21 protein-coding genes are annotated in these 16,966 nt (G+C 68.9%); 8 read left to right on the forward strand and 13 right to left on the reverse strand.

Annotation, left to right across the window (positions count from 1 at the left end; all coding sequences use genetic code 11):
* The first annotated feature begins 10 nt into the window (after positions 1-10).
* Genes Q7W02_00875 through Q7W02_00905 form a run of 7 tightly spaced genes read left to right on the forward strand, consistent with a single transcriptional unit; the run spans position 11 to position 6,502 of the window.
* Positions 11-856, forward strand: coding sequence for a branched-chain amino acid ABC transporter permease (locus tag Q7W02_00875; protein ID MDO8474743.1), 846 nt, complete (start codon positions 11-13; stop codon positions 854-856).
* A complete protein-coding gene (locus Q7W02_00880) occupies positions 856-1,782 on the forward strand; it encodes a branched-chain amino acid ABC transporter permease (protein ID MDO8474744.1) in 927 nt (308 codons plus the stop codon). The genes Q7W02_00875 and Q7W02_00880 overlap by 1 nt, the downstream gene beginning before the upstream one ends.
* Positions 1,763-2,518: an ABC transporter ATP-binding protein gene (locus tag Q7W02_00885; GenBank protein ID MDO8474745.1), complete on the forward strand. Its 756-nt coding sequence runs from the start codon at positions 1,763-1,765 to the stop codon at positions 2,516-2,518. Before Q7W02_00880 ends, Q7W02_00885 begins: the two co-directional genes overlap by 20 nt.
* Positions 2,518-3,213: an ABC transporter ATP-binding protein gene (locus Q7W02_00890; protein MDO8474746.1), complete on the forward strand. Its 696-nt coding sequence runs from the start codon at positions 2,518-2,520 to the stop codon at positions 3,211-3,213. The genes Q7W02_00885 and Q7W02_00890 overlap by 1 nt, the downstream gene beginning before the upstream one ends.
* Before the next feature lie 12 nt (positions 3,214-3,225).
* Complete coding sequence (locus Q7W02_00895; GenBank protein MDO8474747.1) at positions 3,226-4,857, forward strand: AMP-binding protein; 1,632 nt, start codon at positions 3,226-3,228, stop codon at positions 4,855-4,857.
* A complete protein-coding gene (locus Q7W02_00900) occupies positions 4,854-5,711 on the forward strand; it encodes an amidohydrolase family protein (GenBank protein MDO8474748.1) in 858 nt (285 codons plus the stop codon). Before Q7W02_00895 ends, Q7W02_00900 begins: the two co-directional genes overlap by 4 nt.
* On the forward strand, positions 5,711-6,502 hold the full coding sequence (locus tag Q7W02_00905) for an SDR family oxidoreductase (GenBank protein MDO8474749.1): 792 nt from the start codon (positions 5,711-5,713) through the stop codon (positions 6,500-6,502). Before Q7W02_00900 ends, Q7W02_00905 begins: the two co-directional genes overlap by 1 nt.
* Before the next feature lie 796 nt (positions 6,503-7,298).
* Here Q7W02_00905 and Q7W02_00910 read toward each other — a convergent pair.
* The 3 genes from Q7W02_00910 to Q7W02_00920 form a co-directional block, all read right to left on the reverse strand.
* Entirely contained in the window at positions 7,299-8,471 is a 1,173-nt protein-coding gene (locus Q7W02_00910) for a cation:proton antiporter (protein MDO8474750.1), read from the reverse strand.
* Positions 8,472-8,495: 24 nt separating this feature from the next.
* Entirely contained in the window at positions 8,496-8,840 is a 345-nt protein-coding gene (locus Q7W02_00915) for a hypothetical protein (protein ID MDO8474751.1), read from the reverse strand.
* 212 nt (positions 8,841-9,052) lie between these two features.
* The gene (locus Q7W02_00920) at positions 9,053-9,373 is read right to left on the reverse strand and encodes a hypothetical protein (GenBank protein ID MDO8474752.1); all 321 of its coding nucleotides are present in this window, start codon (positions 9,371-9,373) and stop codon (positions 9,053-9,055) included.
* A 381-nt stretch (positions 9,374-9,754) separates the two neighbouring features.
* Here Q7W02_00920 and Q7W02_00925 point away from each other — a divergent pair, with 381 nt between their 5' ends.
* A complete protein-coding gene (locus Q7W02_00925) occupies positions 9,755-10,720 on the forward strand; it encodes a DMT family transporter (GenBank protein ID MDO8474753.1) in 966 nt (321 codons plus the stop codon).
* A gap of 533 nt (positions 10,721-11,253) precedes the next feature.
* Here the strand turns inward: Q7W02_00925 and Q7W02_00930 are convergent.
* The 10 genes from Q7W02_00930 to Q7W02_00975 form a co-directional block, all read right to left on the reverse strand.
* On the reverse strand, positions 11,254-11,412 hold the full coding sequence (locus tag Q7W02_00930) for a hypothetical protein (protein MDO8474754.1): 159 nt from the start codon (positions 11,410-11,412) through the stop codon (positions 11,254-11,256).
* A 707-nt stretch (positions 11,413-12,119) separates the two neighbouring features.
* Positions 12,120-12,728 carry a DsbA family protein gene (locus Q7W02_00935; protein MDO8474755.1) on the reverse strand — a complete coding sequence of 203 codons (609 nt, stop codon included), beginning with the start codon at positions 12,726-12,728 and terminating at the stop codon, positions 12,120-12,122.
* A gap of 52 nt (positions 12,729-12,780) precedes the next feature.
* Positions 12,781-13,041: a hypothetical protein gene (locus Q7W02_00940; GenBank protein ID MDO8474756.1), complete on the reverse strand. Its 261-nt coding sequence runs from the start codon at positions 13,039-13,041 to the stop codon at positions 12,781-12,783.
* Positions 13,042-13,053: 12 nt separating this feature from the next.
* Entirely contained in the window at positions 13,054-13,665 is a 612-nt protein-coding gene (locus Q7W02_00945) for a hypothetical protein (protein ID MDO8474757.1), read from the reverse strand.
* A complete protein-coding gene (locus Q7W02_00950; protein ID MDO8474758.1) occupies positions 13,658-14,125 on the reverse strand; it encodes a hypothetical protein in 468 nt (155 codons plus the stop codon). The genes Q7W02_00945 and Q7W02_00950 overlap by 8 nt, the downstream gene beginning before the upstream one ends.
* A gap of 9 nt (positions 14,126-14,134) precedes the next feature.
* Positions 14,135-14,497 (reverse strand): hypothetical protein, encoded by a 363-nt coding sequence (locus Q7W02_00955; GenBank protein MDO8474759.1) that lies wholly within the window; start codon positions 14,495-14,497, stop codon positions 14,135-14,137.
* Between the two features lie 102 nt (positions 14,498-14,599).
* Positions 14,600-14,938: a hypothetical protein gene (locus tag Q7W02_00960; protein MDO8474760.1), complete on the reverse strand. Its 339-nt coding sequence runs from the start codon at positions 14,936-14,938 to the stop codon at positions 14,600-14,602.
* Positions 14,939-14,957: 19 nt separating this feature from the next.
* Positions 14,958-15,452 carry a hypothetical protein gene (locus Q7W02_00965; protein MDO8474761.1) on the reverse strand — a complete coding sequence of 165 codons (495 nt, stop codon included), beginning with the start codon at positions 15,450-15,452 and terminating at the stop codon, positions 14,958-14,960.
* A complete protein-coding gene (locus Q7W02_00970) occupies positions 15,452-15,601 on the reverse strand; it encodes a hypothetical protein (GenBank protein MDO8474762.1) in 150 nt (49 codons plus the stop codon). Before Q7W02_00970 ends, Q7W02_00965 begins: the two co-directional genes overlap by 1 nt.
* A 265-nt stretch (positions 15,602-15,866) precedes the next feature.
* Positions 15,867-16,817 (reverse strand): transposase, encoded by a 951-nt coding sequence (locus Q7W02_00975; GenBank protein MDO8474763.1) that lies wholly within the window; start codon positions 16,815-16,817, stop codon positions 15,867-15,869.
* Positions 16,818-16,966: the final 149 nt, after the last annotated feature.

Here is a 16,966-nt window from a genome sequence, read left to right on the forward strand (position 1 = left end):
CTTCGTCGTCATCCAGGGACTCAACGCCGTCGCGCTGGCGGCGTTGCTGTTCCTGATCTCGATCGGCCTCACGCTGATCTTCGGGATCATGCGGATCGTGAATTTCGCGCACGGCGCCCTCTACATGCTCGGCGCCTACGCGGGGTTCACGATCGCCGCGTGGACCGGCAGCTACGGGCTGGCGCTCGCGCTCGCGCCGCTCGCCGTCGCGGCCATCGGCATCGTGCTCGAGGCCGTGGTGTTGCGCCCGCTCTACCGCCGCGAGCACGGTGCGTTCCTGCTCGTGACATTCGGCCTCGCGCTGGTGATCGGCGAGGCGATCCGGCTCGGCTGGGGACCCGATCCGCGGCGCCTCCCCATTCCTCCCGCGCTCGCCGGCTCCGTCACGATCCTTGGCGCGCCATTCCCGACGTACCGGCTGTTCCTCGCGGTCACGGGCGCGGTGGTCGCGGTGGCGCTCTGGCAGTTCCTCGCCCGCACGCGGCTGGGGCTCCTTATCCGGGCGACCTCGCAGAACGCCGAGATGGTGCACGCGCTCGGCGTGGACGTGCAGGTGGTGCGCGCCGGCGTCTTCGGCCTCGGTTGCGGCCTCGCCGCGCTCGGGGGCGTCATGGCGACGCCGCTCGTGTCGGCGCATCTCGGCATGGGCGTGAACGTGGTGGTCGACGCGTTCGTCATCGTGATCATCGGCGGCATGGGGAGCTTCGGCGGGTCGATCGTGGGCAGCCTCCTCGTCGGGCTCGTGCAGACGTTCGGCAACTTCTATCTCCCTGATCTCGCCCTCGCGGCGATCTACCTCACGATGATCGCGGTGCTCGTGCTGCGCCCGCGCGGGCTGTTCGGCCACGAAGAGTGATGGCGCGGACCGCGCTGCGCGCCGTGTTGCTCGTGGCCGCCGCGGTCGCGCCTCTCGTGCTCCCCACGTTCCTGCTCACCGCGCTGACGGAGATGGTGATCCTCGGGCTCTTCGCGATGAGCCTCGACCTCCTCGTCGGCTACACGGGCCTCGACTCCTTCGGGCACGCCGCCGTCTACGGCTTCGGCGCATACAGCGCCGCCCTGCTGCTCCTGCACACCGGCGTGTCGCTGCCCGTCGCGATCCTCGGAGGCGCCGTTTTTACCGCCGCGATCGCAGTCCCCATGGCGTGGCTCTGCACGCGCGCGACCGGCGTCGCGTTCGCGATGCTCACGCTCGCCTTCGCGCAGCTCCTCTACGCGGTCGCCTACAAGTGGCAAAGCGTCACCGGGGGCTCCGACGGGCTCGCCGGCGTGCCGCGCACGGCGGGGCCGCTCGGGATGAGCTGGTTTACGTCGAAGATCGGCTACTACTACCTGGCGGCCGGCTGCCTCATCGCAGCCTACCTCTTCTGCCGCGCGTTCGTTGCCTCGGCCGTCGGCACCACGCTGCTCGCGATCCGCGACAACGAGCGCAAGGCGCAGGCGCTTGGCTACAACCCGCGCGCGTACAAGATCCTCGTGTTCGTGCTGTCCGCGTTCCTCGGCGGGCTCGCGGGCGCGCTCTATGCGCCGTTCGCCGGCTTCGCGTCGCCCGATCTCTTCTTCTGGGTGCTGTCGGGGCAGGTGCTGATCATGGTGGTCGTCGGGGGCGCGGGCACGCTGAGTGGTCCCATCCTCGGGGCCGCGTTCTTTCTCGCGCTCGAGCACTACCTGAGCGTCTTCACCGACTCGTGGGCGCTGGTGCTCGGCCTCGTCTTCATCGCCGTCGTGCTCTTCGCGCCGCAAGGCTTGTGGGGGATGGTCCGTGGCCGCGCCGTACCTTGAGTGCGAGGGCCTGAGCCGCCACTTCGGCGCGCTCGCGGCCCTCGACGGCGTGACGATGCGCGTGGAGCCCGGCGAGATCCGCGCGGTGATCGGCCCCAACGGCGCGGGGAAGTCGACGCTGTTCAACGTGATCACCGGGGTGCTCGCGCCCACCGCCGGCGCCGTGCGCTTCAAGGGCGAGCCGCTGACGGGGCTGCCGCCGCACGAGGTGTGCGCGCGCGGCCTCTCGCGCACGTTCCAGATCACCGCGCTCTTCTCGCGACTGTCCTCGCTGGAGAACGTGCGCCTCGCCGCGCAGGCGCGCAGTGCGCGGCGCTGGCGCATCCTTCCCGGCGGACCGGCGAGCGACCAGACCGTGCGCGAGGCGAGGCAGTGGCTGGAGCGACTCGGGCTCACTGCGCTCGCCGACACACCGGCGGGGTTGCTCTCGCACGGCGACCAGCGCCTGCTCGAAGTCGCGATGGCGCTCGCGCAACGTCCGGAGGTGTTGCTGCTCGACGAGCCGACGCAGGGGCTTTCGGTGGAGGAGACGGCGCGCACCGTCGACATCCTGCGTGCGCTGCTGTCCGGCGGCGGCCTCACCGTGCTCCTCGTGGAGCACGACATGGAAGTCGTGTTCTCGCTCGCCCAGCGCATCACCGTGCTGCATCAGGGGCGCGTGATCGCCGACGGCCCGGCGGAGGCGGTGAGGCAGGAGGCGCGCGTGCAGGAGGCGTACTTGGGGGGCCTCGCCTGATGGTGCGGCTCGAAGAGCTGCACACCTACTATGGCGTGAGCCACGTGCTCCACGGCGTCACGCTCGACCTCGCTGCCGGGCAGGTGGGGACGATCCTCGGCCGCAACGGCGTCGGCAAGACGACCACGCTGCGCACGATCATGGGGCTTGCGCGCGCCGGGGGCGGGCGCGTGCTGATCGGCGACCGCGACGTGACGGGTTGGGCGCCGCACAAGGTCGCGCGCGCCGGCGTGGCGTATGTGCCCGAAGGGCGCCAGATCTTCCCCGCGCTCACCGCGCTGGAGAACATCCGCGTGGCCGAGCGGCGGCCCGCCGCGCGCTGGCCGCTCGAGCGCCTCCTCGAGCTGTTTCCGCCGCTGCGCGGGCGCTTGCACCACCGGGGACGCCAGCTCTCCGGCGGCGAGCAGCAGATGCTCGCCATCGCGCGCGCGCTCGTGTCCGACCCCGCGGTGCTGCTCCTCGACGAGCCGTCACAGGGTCTGGCGCCGATGGTGGTGCGTGAGCTCGCGCGCGTGATCCGCGCGCTGCCCGCCGAAGGCGTCACCGTGCTGCTCGTCGAGCAGAACCTGAAGCTGGCCGAATTGATCGCGGATCAGGTCTTCGTCATGGTGAAGGGGCGGGTCGTCTACGCGGCGACGCCCGAGCGGCTACGCGCGGAAGAAGACGACGTGCGCCGCCGCTACCTGACTCTCTAGCAGGAGGCTCTCATGCCGACGTTCCAGACACGACTGACCCCGGCGCTGATCGAGCGCTACACGCGCTCCGGTCACTGGGGCACGGAGACGTTCTCGTTGGTCCTCGCGCGGCGGGCGGAGGGCCATCCCGACCGCGTGGCGATCGTCGACCGCGGGGAGCGCGTGAGGTACGGCGAGCTGCGCGCGCGCGTGGACCGTGTAGCGGCCGGGTTCCAGGCACTGGGGATCGGGGCGGGCGACGTCGTGACGATCCAGCTCCCGAACTGGGCGGCGTTCGCCTACGTGTTCTTCGCGTGCGAGCGGATCGGCGCGGTGGCGAACCAGATCGGCCCCGACTTCCGGAGCCGCGAAGTCGAATACATCCTGAGGTTCTCCGAGAGCCGCGCGTTCGTGTGCCCGGCCTCGTTCAAGAACTTCGACTACGTGGCGATGATTCAGGAGCTGAGGCCGCAGCTTCCGGACCTGACGTCGGTGCTCGTGCTCGGCGGCGATCGCACGGAGGGCAGCGTCGCCCTCGATCCGATCATCGACGGCACCCGCACGCTGCCGCCGCTCGTGCCGCGCACCATGAGCGCCAACGACGTCATGCGGACGGCGTTCACCTCGGGCACGACCGGCAATCCCAAGGGCGTGACGCACAGCTTCAACACCACGCTCCCCGCGTGCCGGATCCTGAACGACGCGATGGAGGTGACAGGAGACGAGGTCTTTCTCGTCTACCTGCCGCTCGGCCTCAACTGGGGCTACCTCACGCTGCTCCAGTCGATCATGGTGGGAGCGCGTGCCGTGCTGCTCGACCGCTTCAGCGGCCGCGCCGCGCTCGAGCTCATCGAGCGCGAGCGGGTGACGTTCATCCCCAGCGCGCCGGCGTCGATCATCGCGATGCTGAACGATCCCGAGCTGGACCGCTTCGACCTGCGCTCGCTGCGCGTCGTGATCACGGGCGGCGCGTCGTGTCCCGTGGAGACGATCCGCGCCTATCGCAGGCGCTTCCCCGGCCACCTCATCGAGCTCTACGGGATGCTGGAGACGGGCTTTCACACCTTCACGCGTTTCACCGACGATCCCGAAGCGGTGGCCGGCTCGATCGGGCGCGTCGCGAAAGGGATGGGGCTCCGCATCATCGACGGCGACGGGCGCGACGTGCCGACGGGCGGGGAAGGCGAGATCGCGGCCGAGGGCCCATCGGTCCACCTCGGCTATCACAAGAACCCCGCCGCAAACGCCGAGCTCTTCACCGCCGACGGCTGGTTCCGCACCGGCGACCTCGGCCGGATCGATCCCGCCGGCAACGTGCGGATCGTGGGCCGACTCAAGGAGATGATCAACCGCGGCGGCAAGAAGTTCTTCCCGCGCGAGATCGAGGAGATCCTCTACACGCATCCCAAGGTCCTGCACGCCGCGATCGTCGGCGTGCCGGACCCGCGGCTCGGCGAGCGCAACTGCCTCTGCCTGATCCCGCGCGCGGGCGCGTCGCTCTCGCTGGAAGAAGCGCTGAAATTCCTCGGCGACTCCGTGGCGACCTACAAGCTGCCCGAGGAGCTCGAGCTCTTCGAGGAGTTTCCGTTCACGGCGACGGGGAAGATCCAGCGCCACGCGCTCACGCGCCAGGTGCTCGCGCGGCGCGAGGGAGGGACGCGGTGATCTTCGACGTCCACTCCCACTGGGGCACCACGCGCGGCTATCCCTTCCAGACCCCGGAGGAGCTCGCGCAGCAGGAGAAGGTCTTCAAGTCGAAGCCGCGCTACCACACCGAGCAGGAGATGGCGGATCACTTCCGCGCGCACGAGGCGCGCGTGATCCTCGACCTCGGCGTGCGCGAGCCGGCGCCCGCTGCGGAGGTGACCGCGCTGCACGACTACGCGTTTGCGACGCAGCAGCAGCACCCCGACGCGATCTTCGGCAACTGGCTCCACGTCGATCCGCGCGCGGGGAGGGACGCGGTTGCGGAGCTGGATCGCTGCCTGCGCGTGGGCAAAGGCTTCGTCGGCCTCGGGGTGCCCGGCGCCGGCTTCAACGTCCCCGCGAACGATCCGAGTTACGCGCCGCTCTACCGGCTCTGTATCGACGCCGGCGTGCCGGCGCTGATCATGGTGGGCTACACGGGCCTCGGCGCGGGGCGGCCCGGCGGCGCCGGCGTGCGCCTCGACGCGAGCCACCCGCGCCATCTCGACGACGTGGCGGCGACCTATCCGGATCTCAAGATCGTCGCTTCGCGCCCGGCGTGGCCGTGGCAGACGGAGATGATCGCGATCCTGCTGCACAAGCCAAACGTGGTGTACGAGGTGCACGGCTGGTCGCCGCGCTACTTCACGGCCGATCTCAAGGCCGAGATCCGCGGCCGCCTCCAGGACCGCGTGATGTTCGGCGCCGACTATCCGCTGATCGGCTACGAGCGCCTCGTCAGCGACTGGCAGAAGGAAGGCTACAGCGAGGAGATCTTGCAGAAGGTGTTCTGGCGCAACGCGGAAGCGTACTTTGCCGGGATGGCGCGCTGATGGACCTGGGGCTCAAGGGTCGCGTGGCGATCGTGGGCGGCGCGAGCGCGGGCATCGGCTACGGGATCGCGGAGACGCTCGCCGCCGAGGGCGCGCGCGTGGTGATCACCGCGCGGCGTAAGCCGGCGCTCTCGCAGGCGGCGGCGCGCATCGCCGAGAAGACTGGCGCCGAGGTGCACGCGGTGCCCGCGGACGTGCGCAAGGCAGAGGACGGCGTGCGCGTGGTGGAGGAGACGGTGCGCCGCTTCGGCACCGTGCACGTGCTCGTCAACAACGACGGCGCCCCTCCGATCGGCGCGCTGTCGGACTTCGACGACGTGGCGTGGGGCAAGGCGGTGGAGCAAAATCTCATGAGCGTGGTGCGCCTGGTCCGGCTCGTCACGCCGCACATGCGCGCGGCGGGCGGCGGCAGCATCCTGAACATGACCGGCTTGTCGGTGGTCCAGCCCATGCGCGGCTTCGGCCTCTCCGTTGCCACCTGGGCCGGGTTGATCGGGTTCGCGAAGACGATGTCGCTCGAGCTGGCGCCCGACCGCATCACGATCAACACGATCTGCCCGGGCTTCATCGACACCACCCGGCTCGACAAGGTGTTCCGCCAGCAGGCGGAAGCGGAGGGCCGGCCGTTCGACGCGTTCATCGCGGACCTCGCGCGCTCGATCCCGCTCGGGCGCCTCGGCACGCCCGACGACATCGCGGCGATGGTGGCGCTGCTCGTGTCGCCGCGCGGATCGTTCGTCACCGGCACCACCATCCAAGTGGACGGCGGGTCGCGCAGCAGCCTGCTGTAGCGGCCGGCACGAGTTTGTCGCTGCCTGCTACCATGGCCGGCATGACACCTCCTACCACTGCCGCCATCACGCCGTCGAAGCTCATGGGCGCCGAGGTCAAGCGCAAGGAAGACCCGCGCATGATCCATCGTGCTGCTGCTCCGCATGCCCGCTGGCGCTCACAGGTCGTCGGCTACGGCCGCACGGTGGCCGGAGAATCAGACGCCGGCCAAGGCGACGGCGGCCCGCGCAACGCCGGGGGCCCACGCCCCCCGCGCTCCTGGGCCTTGGCCGCGCTGGTGCACGGGGCGTTCGCGCTCGACCTGCTGGCCTGCCCGCGCTGTGGTGGTCGCCTGCGTCTGATCGCCGCCGCGCACGACCCCGGTGTCGTGGGCGCGGTCCTCGCCCACCTTGGGCTGGCGCCGGCCTCAGACCCCCCCGGACCGGCCGCGCCCCAGCCCGAACACCCCCGCCGCGGCCCCCGGGTAACCACCGCCCGGGGGCCAGGCGGGCCTCTCACGGTCCGCTCAGAGTCCTCCTCGATCGACGGCGACTGCGCCAGGGCAGCCGTCTGCGCCGCTCACGCGGCCCCGCGTGGGTCCCGACGGGCGCATCTTCGACGACGGCAGCGAGATCCTGAACTCGGCGGCGCTGCGTTCTACCTGCTGGCGCCCCAGCGGACACCGACCGGCCGCTGGCTCACCCAAGCATCGCCCGGTACTCCGCCAGGCTCCGCAACCGAGTGCCATTCTCGTACTGGGGAGATGCACCTGTCTTTGGATGGTCCTCGAAGCGCCCAGTGGCTGCATTCCTGTATTCACTCGCGCCGACGCCTCGCCTTCTTCTCGCGGTAGAGAGCCTTCAGAGCTGGGGGAGCCGCGAACGTCGTGAGAATCACCACGACAACGAGTGCCGAGTACAGGTCCTGAGCGATCACTCCCGCCGACAGACCGGCCCCGGCGAAAATCAGACCGACTTCGCCGCGGGGCACCATGCCCACCCCAACCACCCATCGACGCACGGCTTTCTGGTAGACCGCAAGGCCGGCTGCCAGTTTCGAGGCGACTGCGACGGCGGTCAGGAGCATCGCGATACCGAACTGCGCGTGCTCCGCGAACGGGTTCAGCATCCCGGGCTGGACCTTCATCCCCACGCTGACGAAGAAGATCGGGACGAAAAGGTCAGCGACCGGCTTGATGCGATCCTCGATGTGTTCGCGCCGCTCAGTCGTCGCCAAGACCAGCCCGGCGGCGAACGCCCCAATGATCGTCGCCAGACCGACCAGGTCCGCGAGCGCGGCAAGCGCCACCGCGAAGACGACCGAGTAGACGATCAGGGTGCCCCGCGCCTTCATCCGTCCTATCCAACCGATGATGATCGGGGCCAGGCGAATCCCAACCAGGATCGCGACCACCAGGAAGACGACAGCCTTCCCGGTGAGCAGGCCGACGGCGGCAAAGGACACCCCTCCGGTCTGCGCGATCCCGGTGACGACGGCCAGGATGATCAAGCCCAGGATGTCATCCACGACCGCCGCCCCGAGCACCACCCTGGCGGCGGCGTCCTGCAGACACCCGAGATCAGCGAACACACGAGCCGTGATACCCACGCTGGTGGCGGTGAGCGTCGCGCCGACGAAGACGGCCAGGAGCGCCGAGTGGCCGAACCAGCGCATGACGCCGAAGCCGAGGGCCAACGGCAGTGCCACTCCGACCACTGCAACAAGCGTCGCTTGGGCGCCAGCCCGCAGCAACTGGTTGAGGTCCGATTCCAACCCAACCTCGAACAGGAGGATGAGGACGCCGAGTTCGGCCAGCGCGTGCAGAGCGTCCGACTCGTGCACGAGTCCGAGGCCCCCAGGCCCGATGAGCACCCCGGCAAGCAGTTCGCCAAGGACGGCTGTCTGGCCGATGCGCTCCATCCCCTCGCCGGCCACCTTGGCCGCAACCCACACGAGGACGAGGCCCACCAACAGCTCGCGGAACTCCATCGCTGGGCTCCTCTTGCCGCTGCCCTATCGGATCGACATCAGCGCGGCACAGGTGGCCTTCACTTCAGCGACCGACGTGCAGCTCCTGACGTGCGCCACGAAAGCCCCCAGGGCCGTCGCCTCGGCGCTTCCCGGCCGGGCATCGCGGGTCAGGTGACTGAGCGCGGCCCTGCCCTCGGGGCCGTCCAGGTCACAGGTAAAGATGCGGTCGGAACTAAAGCCCAGGAACTTCAAGGCATCTATCGTGACCCTACCGTCTTTGAAGCCACTCCCCTCGTGATTCACCAGGATCTTCTCCCCGCTGTCGAGAGTGATCTGGCAGTACGCGCCAGCCTTGGGATCGGTGACGAACCGTCCGACTTTGGCCATAGTCGCCTCCTGTGACCGTGTGCGATGTGGTGGATTCAGGAGAGGAGCTTGGCGATGGCGATGAGCACCCAGGCGATCAACAGCATCACCACGCTGATGGTGACGCCTTCGTAACCTTCTTTCATGGCTCGCCCTCCGCGAGACGCGACCGTGAGATGGACGGAGCGGCCCCCAAGAGCGGGGCCGTCGGGAATCAACTGAGCGGAGGGGGCTTAGTGAGGGTCTTCGGAGGGTGGAGCCGGATCGAGGGTCGCCCGTGGCAGCCGGTTCAGTGCTGGGTGACCAAGAACCGCGACCGTGCTATTCGTTGCCGAGCGATCCCTGAGATCGATAGGGGGCTGCGACACGCCGATCGACTCTCTGGCCAGCGCTGGCAGCACAGAGAGCTCGACCTTGCCCTGACCGGCGCGGCCACTATTGATCTCAACTGAATCGGCGGATTCGAACACGAAGGCGCCCGGTATCGTGGGCACCGAAAGGTCAAGCGTGACGTAGAGGAGAATGGCCAAGAGCATTCCGCGACGAGACTTCATGCGCGGATTCTACCCGATGGGACGACGATCTTCCAATGGTTTGAGTGGGCGTGTTTGGTCAAGTTACTCTGGGTCAAGCTGCTTCGCGGCGTCCCCGAACGACCTGACTGACGCGTCACCGGGCCTCGCCCAACTCCGGGAAGGTAGGGATGCAGGGATTGCGATTGACGGCGCAGTCGGATGAGCCGCGTCAGATGAGCCGCGTCAGGTTGACTCGTCAGGCGCGGTCTGACAGGATTGGCGCGAGATTCCACGGTTCATCCGCGCTGTGACAAGGTCGCCGTGGGCGGCCGTGTCCGAGAACAGATTTTGTCTACGTTCTACGCTCTGACCTGCGTGGCTGAGGTGAAGAAGGCGGGCGAGTTCGTGAGAAGGTGAGGGATGCGACGGGACAGAAGCTGGACCCGCCTGCTGGCCATCGGTGAGGCGCTGCTTGTCAGCGCCATCTGGGCATCCTCCTTCGTCATCATCAAGGTCGGGTTGGCCCACATGGCGCCGCTGACCCTGGCGGGCGTGCGCTATTTCGCCGCCTTCCTGCTGCTCCTCCCGGCGATGGCCCTGAACGGCGGCCTCACACGAAACTCCGCCCGCGGCTACTGGTGTCAGCTGTTTCTGATGGGGCTCTGCGCCTACCCTTTGAGTAACGGTGCGCTCTTCTGGGGGCTCCAGTACGTGACGGCGACCACTGGCGCCTTCCTGTTCAGCCTGCTCCCGCTGCCGGGCTTGTTCCTCGCTCTGGTCTGGCTGCGCGAGGTTCCCACTCGGCTGCAGGTCGTTGGACTCGCAGTCACCCTGGCAGGCAGTGCCCTCTTCTTTTCGCCGGGCCTGAGCGCGGGGAATCCGCTGGCACTGGCGGTGATCAGCCTCGGCGTCCTCGCGTTCGCCGTTTTCGTCGTCCTCAGCCGCGCTCTTGCTCGGGCGGGGCACGTGCCCACGGTGCCCTTGACCGCCCTTCCGTTGGGATTTGGAGGGGGCCTGCTCCTTCTGGTCGCCCTGCCGCTGGAGCGACCGGCATCGCCGTCTCTCGAAGGCTGGGTGGTCGTCCTCTGGCTGGCGGCGGTCAATACCGCGCTCGCCTACGTCCTCTACAACCATTGCATCCGGATCCTCACCGCCCTGGAGTCGAACGTGCTGCTGAGCCTCTCTCCGCTGGGGACGGCGCTGCTCGCGAGCCTCTTCCTGGGGGAACAGCTGGCGGTGCTGCAGGTGACAGGCCTGGTGGTCGCCGTCCTGGGAGTCCTTCTTGTGCAGTGGAAATCCGCGCCACCTCCGTCTTCGCCACAGGCGGCGGACTGCTCCGCAAGCGGCCCCTCTGGCCGTTTCGCGCCGACGGAATCGAAACCGTAGCCCCGATTCATACCGTCGAGCCGTCTCGCGCCCATGTAATGCGTAGTCAAGAGTGGAACCCCGGTGAACGTTGTGGACGGTGAGTGAAATGACGTTCGACATGGTTCAGGCGGCCGGGAGAACGGCGGCGAGGTTTTCAGCTAGCGTCCGGTCGTGGAGGGCCATCAAGAAGCGAAGGCAGTTGTAGACCTGCACCCAGTCCCAGACCGCCTGCACCGCGCCGGGCTCGCGGTCAGAGGTGGGTGGAGGGGCGCTGCTGCGCGAACGGGGGCCGCCGCCGTCTGGCAGGGGCAGCCTCCACAGAACAACTGAGCTGCGGGTTACGTGAGGGCGGCCGTCGCGGGTGGGGCGGGGCCGGGCGGCGCGGGCACGGTGGGCGAGGATGGCCTGCATGGCAAGGGGATCTTGCACGGTGGCGATGACGCGCAGATGGCCATCAGACGAGGTGCCGTTCATCGAGACCATCCCCATGGAGTCGGTCTCGCCGCGGAATGCCCTGGGTGTGAAAAGCGTGGGGGAGGGCGGCGCCCGGGTCAGTCCGACGGCGGCCGCTGGCCGCCGGGCTCTTGGAAGAGATTCGACGTGCGCGAGCCCAGCTCCCTGCAACGCCGGCCACCGCAAAAAGCGAGGTCCCAGATCACGAAGAGGGCCATGAGCCCGCCAAACAGAAGCAGCAAGCTCAGCCAGGTCATGTTGCGGATCCTCCCTTTGAAGCGGTGAGCAACCGAGCGCCAAGCGCGCGGCCATGTCGCCACATCCCCCGCATTCCCTTCCACACGAGAAGGGCAAGAAGGGTAGTCGGTCAGGTGCCGCACCGCGAATCGGACGGGGGCTTGTGCTCTCGGACGTCTAGCTCGTGGCTCATGGTTCCATCTCCAAGGCGACCGGCGTCTTCGCAGCGCGGAGACGAGGCTCGCAGGTTGACGGTCTCACGGGGCTTTGGCCTTCTCGGCCTCGGACCGGACCATCGCGAGAGTGGGCAACGCCCTCGCGCCGACGGCCCCGTTGTCCCCCCTATGCCACGTGAACACGGTGCCCGATGTCGTTATTCCCGATCGTACGGGCGCCGCCGAGCGCGTGCATGCGGAGCGCGCCGCGAGTGTCCAGCCGGCGGTGGCAAGGCCTCAAACGATGAACCCTACCGCCTTATGATGCGCCACTACTCCCAGACCTCTCGCGTGAATTCGACCTGAGCCCGACCTTTCAGATCGTTCAGCGCGAAGTCGGCGGGCACGTCCCGTCGCATTGAGCACGCCCCGGGCTGCGCAGATGGCCGCGTATTCCAGGGGTCTAAACCGAGTGCGGATCGATGACTCCCTGCGGCGCGAGCCTGCGGGGCAGGGCTGCCGGAGCATATTCGCCCGCGTCACGCCTTGCAGGAGGCTGTCGGACCCGGCAGCTACTTCGCGAGCCCGTCCAGAATCTGCTTGAAGGTCTCGAACGGTTGCGCCCCGACCAGGAGCTTGCCGTTGATCAAGAACGCTGGCGTCCCGCTTGCCCCGAGCGCGCGGGCCACGGTCGACTCGCCGAGGATCCGCTCCTTGTGTCGGCCCGAATCCACGCATGCAGTGAACGCCGCCGGATCCAACCGCAGCTGCTCCCAAAGCCCCGCGTCGGGGGATAGGCGGCCATGTCGCTCGAAGAGCGCATCATGGTAAGCCCAGAATTTCCCTTGCTCGTCCGCGCAGCTAGCCGCTTCGGCGGCGTGCTCCGAGGCCGGCCCGAACACGATCAGGTGACGGTAGATGAACCGCACCTTCCGCGTATTGATGTACTCGGCCTCGATCCTCGGCAACGTCTCCTTCCAGAACTTCCAGCAGAAGCTGCATTGAAAGTCCGAGAACTCCATGATGGTGATAGGCGCGTCTTCACGACCTTTCGCGGGCCCTGGGCCCCGTTCGACTGCCCTGACCAACGACTGCCGGGTGACGGGCACTGACTGGCCCCACGCCTGGTCCATGCTCGCAAGAACCATGACGGCCAACGACAGGCCAACGTATCGGACCATGGGACCGCCGCTCCTTACCCGTTGCATCACCGTCGTTCCGGCCGGTTCTGCATCAGCGCGCCTCGCCCCACTGACCGCCTGCGTCTCTACTGACGTAGAGCTTCCCGTCTGCCGTAATGGCGAAGACCTCGCCCGGTCTCTTAGGGTTCATGGTGAGGGCGGCGACGTTCTTCGGGCCGCCTGCCACCCGTCTCCAGGCTTTGCCCGCGTCGTCGCTGCGAAAGACTCCGTCCCGGAGCGCGACGTACATCACCTTCGAATTCTTCGGATCCACGATGAACCCGTTGATCGTCCCGGTGGGCAGACCGCCCACGGCGCGCCACCCTCAGAAGCAGTCGGGGCTGAGCTGGAGCCCATCCCCTGTGCCCGCGTAGAGGAAGATCCCACCCATACCCGTGGGGATGTTGACCGAAGCGAGCACCTTCGTCTCGCCGGCGGGCCCGTCATCGACGCGGACCCATTTCTGGCCGGCGTCGGTCGTCCGGTAGAGCCCGGCGCCGGCCTCGCGCACAAGGGCGTGGAGCTTCGACGGGATGCTGGGATCGATGGCGAGGCCGTGCACGTCGAGGCCGCGGAGGCCCGTATTCACCGCGGTCCAGGTCTTACCTGCCGAGCTGGTCTTGAGCACGCCGGCCTCGTGCGTGCCCACGTACAGCACGTCCGGTTCCGCCGGGTGCGGGGTCACGCTCATGACGTCCGGACCATGACCGCCGGCGGCAGGCAGCGCGACCTTCTCCCACGTCTGCCCGCCATTCTCAGAGCGGAAGAGCCCGGTGTGCGCGCCGAGCCAGAGGGTCCGGCCCTCCGCGTCGAAGGCGAGCGCGTGGACGTGGACGAACCCCGGTGTGGCGCCGCCGGGCTGCTGTCCGAGGGCGAGTGCCGGGCCAAGCGCAGCCGCGACGAAGGCCAGAACGGCTGCTGTTTTAGGGCTACGCATGGCGGTCCCCCTTGGAGCGCTCAGCCGCGGACCCGCCGTCCTGGCGCATGCCCGTCATCGAACGCATCATGAAGTACATGCCGAGCGGGCAGGCCAGGAGCGCTAGCCCGGTGAGCAGCGAGCCCCCGGTCGCCGCCAAGCCGCCGCTCCAGAACAGCGGGATCGCGACCAGCGCAAGCAATGGCGCGCCCCAGCCGACGGCGCGCCCCAGCGAGTTGCGCCGGCTCCGCTGACCTGGCGCCATCAGCGCGCAGGCTCCACGCGCGGTCTCTTCCACGGCTCGATCCTGGGCGCGCGCCGCGCTGTCCATTCTCGCGGCGCGCACCCCGGCCACGAACTCCTCGGCATGGGTGTCCGAGCAGAAGCGCCCGCCGAACCGCTCGGGGGCATCCGCATCACCGTGGATCGGATGCCCGCAGTAGGCGCAGCGAGTGGCCGTCTCGATCGATCTCGTTGTCATGGCGCTACCTCACTTTGCCGGCTGGCGGGCACCGGGCGTCATCATGCCGCCCTTGCCACCCATCATGCCGCCGCCCATCGAGCCCATCATCTCCATCATCCGGGTCATGCCGAGCATCACGTCGCCGTTGCCCATCCGGCGCGCCATTGCCATCATGTTGTTCATCGCTTCGGGCGCGCGGGGAGACTGCATGAACTCCTGCATCGCCTTCTTCCCCTCCTCCGTGACCCCGGTGCCCGGCATCATCTGGGCGCACGAGACCATCGGGTCGCCGGGTCGGGCGTCAGGCGTCTTCTCATCGGCGACCGCCCCCATTGCCAGCAACAGCGGTGCCCAAATGCCAATCAATGCGCGTGTCATCGCCTTGTTCATCGAGATCCTCCATCACGCCGCTCCTCATCCCGGGACGCTGGTCCCGAGACGAATGCGACGTGTGCCTGTCGGGTTTAGGTTTTTAGCGGGACGAGGCGGAGGTCAGGCGGCGGGAGGCGAACGCGGAGCGAGCGGGCTGACGGGTCGTTGGTCGGGCGCGGCCAGGGTCGGTGCCGGGGTCGTCGCCCGGCTCTGCGGCAGCGCCACCTCGATCGCGAAGGAGACGGCTGTTGCGAGCGGGCCGGCGAGCTGTCTCGAGGACGGCGCGGGGACCTGATCGGTGCGATTGCAGGTGATCTGCTGGGTGCAGGCGGGCCCGAAGCAATCCTGCCCCGGCATCACGCCCATGCCGGCGTGGGCGACAGTGGCCACGCACGCCAACGCGGTCAACGCCAAGAGGATCACGGCGATCGCGCGTGTCTGGAACCGGACCGATCTCACGACACGACCCATGGCGCCACTATATGCCAGTCCTTGCGGGGGCGCAATTCATTCGATCGCTCTTCCGAGGCCCTGCCGCAGCCACCCTGCCACGCGGTTCGGTGCGGGCCAGCGCCCAGAACACGAGCGGCAACACCACGACCGGCTGGAGGAGAGGCACGACACCGATGCCGAGAAGCGGCACGATCGGATGCCACGGCTGGTAGCCCCAGCGTCCCAGGCGATGGACCATGACCCACTCGATCGCCACGTGCACGATGACTCCGGCCAGCACGACGACGGCGAATCGTCCTGGTCTGGGCGGCGCGAACCAGCGCCAGTCCCGGTACAGTCCCGCGCCGATGGCGAACACCGCCAGCACGATCACGCCGTCGCCCGCGGCCGCCAGCGCGCACACGGTCGTCGCCGCCCACCAGCCCGGGGGCATGCCCGTGAAGGCCGGAGCCTGGAGCATCTCCCAGACGAAATACGCCGGCAGCGCGATGATGAGGAGCCGTCGCAACTCGGTCGGCATCACCGACGGCCTCCGGGCCACGTCACGAGCGGCATGTTCACGACGACGCCCGGGCGCTCGATGACGACGTCGCCGGCCTGCTCCGCCGCCTTCACCTCACGCTCAGACTTGAGCACGCGCGCGGCCTGCTCGTTGAGGATAGCCAACACTAGCCCCCTCCGGCACCGCCCGCCCCCCTCGGGGCCCCCGTTCCCGTGACATAATCGCCCATACTCAGACACTGGCCGCCCCAGGAGCCGCTGCCACAGCGCACATCAGCGGCCTCCTCGCGGGTCGAGCGAACCGACCCGGGTGAGCGACATGCTAGGCCAGACACACCGCCGCCGTCAATCGGCCGGCGGACCGGCGAATCAGCACGAATGCCCCTGGCGGCGCAGGCACGACGGCGTCCGCCGCGCTCCCGAGCCGATCCGATCAGGACGCGGCGGTGCCGGACTCGGGTGGGGCGGGGCCGGGACTCGGCCCCGAGAGGCACAGGGCGAGGTGCGCGAGGATCTTCCGGATGACCGCGGGATCGTGCAGCGTGGCGATCAGGCGTAGCCGGCCCCCACAATGGGCACACGCCAGCACGTCGATGCCGAACGCCCGGTGCATCAGGGCCGCCCAGGTCCAGGCGCGCGGGGTGGGCTTCACCCCGGCATCGTCCGGACCTGCGATCAGCGGCGCCGTCGAGGCCGTGGGCTCGGTCACGCGCCGTCCATAGACGACCACTCGCGTGCGCCAGCGTGCGCGCGGGGCCAACACGCCATGGCAAATGAGCAGGTTGGTTTCCGGCCGCGGCGTCATCGCCGCCAAGCGTTCCAGGAATTCCAGCGGCTCGAACACCAGCTCCCGCGTGCCGTCGTGCCACGCCCTCTTGAGCTCCAGCGCGACGCGGCCGTCGCTCCGCAGCCGCAGGCGCTCCTGCGCGAAGGGCGGGCGCAAGACATAGCGGCTCAGGTGTTCCAGCCCCGCCCGATTGTTCGCCGACACCCACACGTTGGCGTGCAAATCGAACCCGTCCAGGTGCGCCTGCCGCGGCCCGCGCGACGTCACGGTCGGCGTGTCGCGCGCATCGCCGAGCCGGCGCACCCGCGCCCCCGCGCGTGGGCCGAGCGCCACTCGCCCCTGCACCGAGGCCCCGACGATCCCCGCCAGCACGGGGGACTCGTCCGCGAGGGGATCCGCCGGGCCCGTCGCGTCATCACCGGGCTCGAGGCCCCGGCGCACGAGGAGCCGCTGCACCCGCTGGCGGATCATGGCCAGCGCTGCCGCGACCTCAGCGTCGCTCGGCCCCGGCGCCGGATGAAACGCCAGCGCGCCCCCGGGCGCTTCGGTGAACACCCCGTCCAGCACGAGGGTGTGAAAATGCAGGTTCACGTTCAACCCGCTGCCGAAGCACCAGACAAACTAAGACAAAGCGCACTACCAAGGCCAAGCAGAACGCGACGAAGCCCCTTCGGCCTCGGACGGGTGAGCTCGCGAGCGGGCCGATGGCGACGATCCGGTTGCCAGTTCATCCGCTCTATGGCGAG

The organism is Candidatus Rokuibacteriota bacterium (assembly GCA_030647435.1).
GTDB lineage: Bacteria > Methylomirabilota > Methylomirabilia > Rokubacteriales > CSP1-6 > AR37.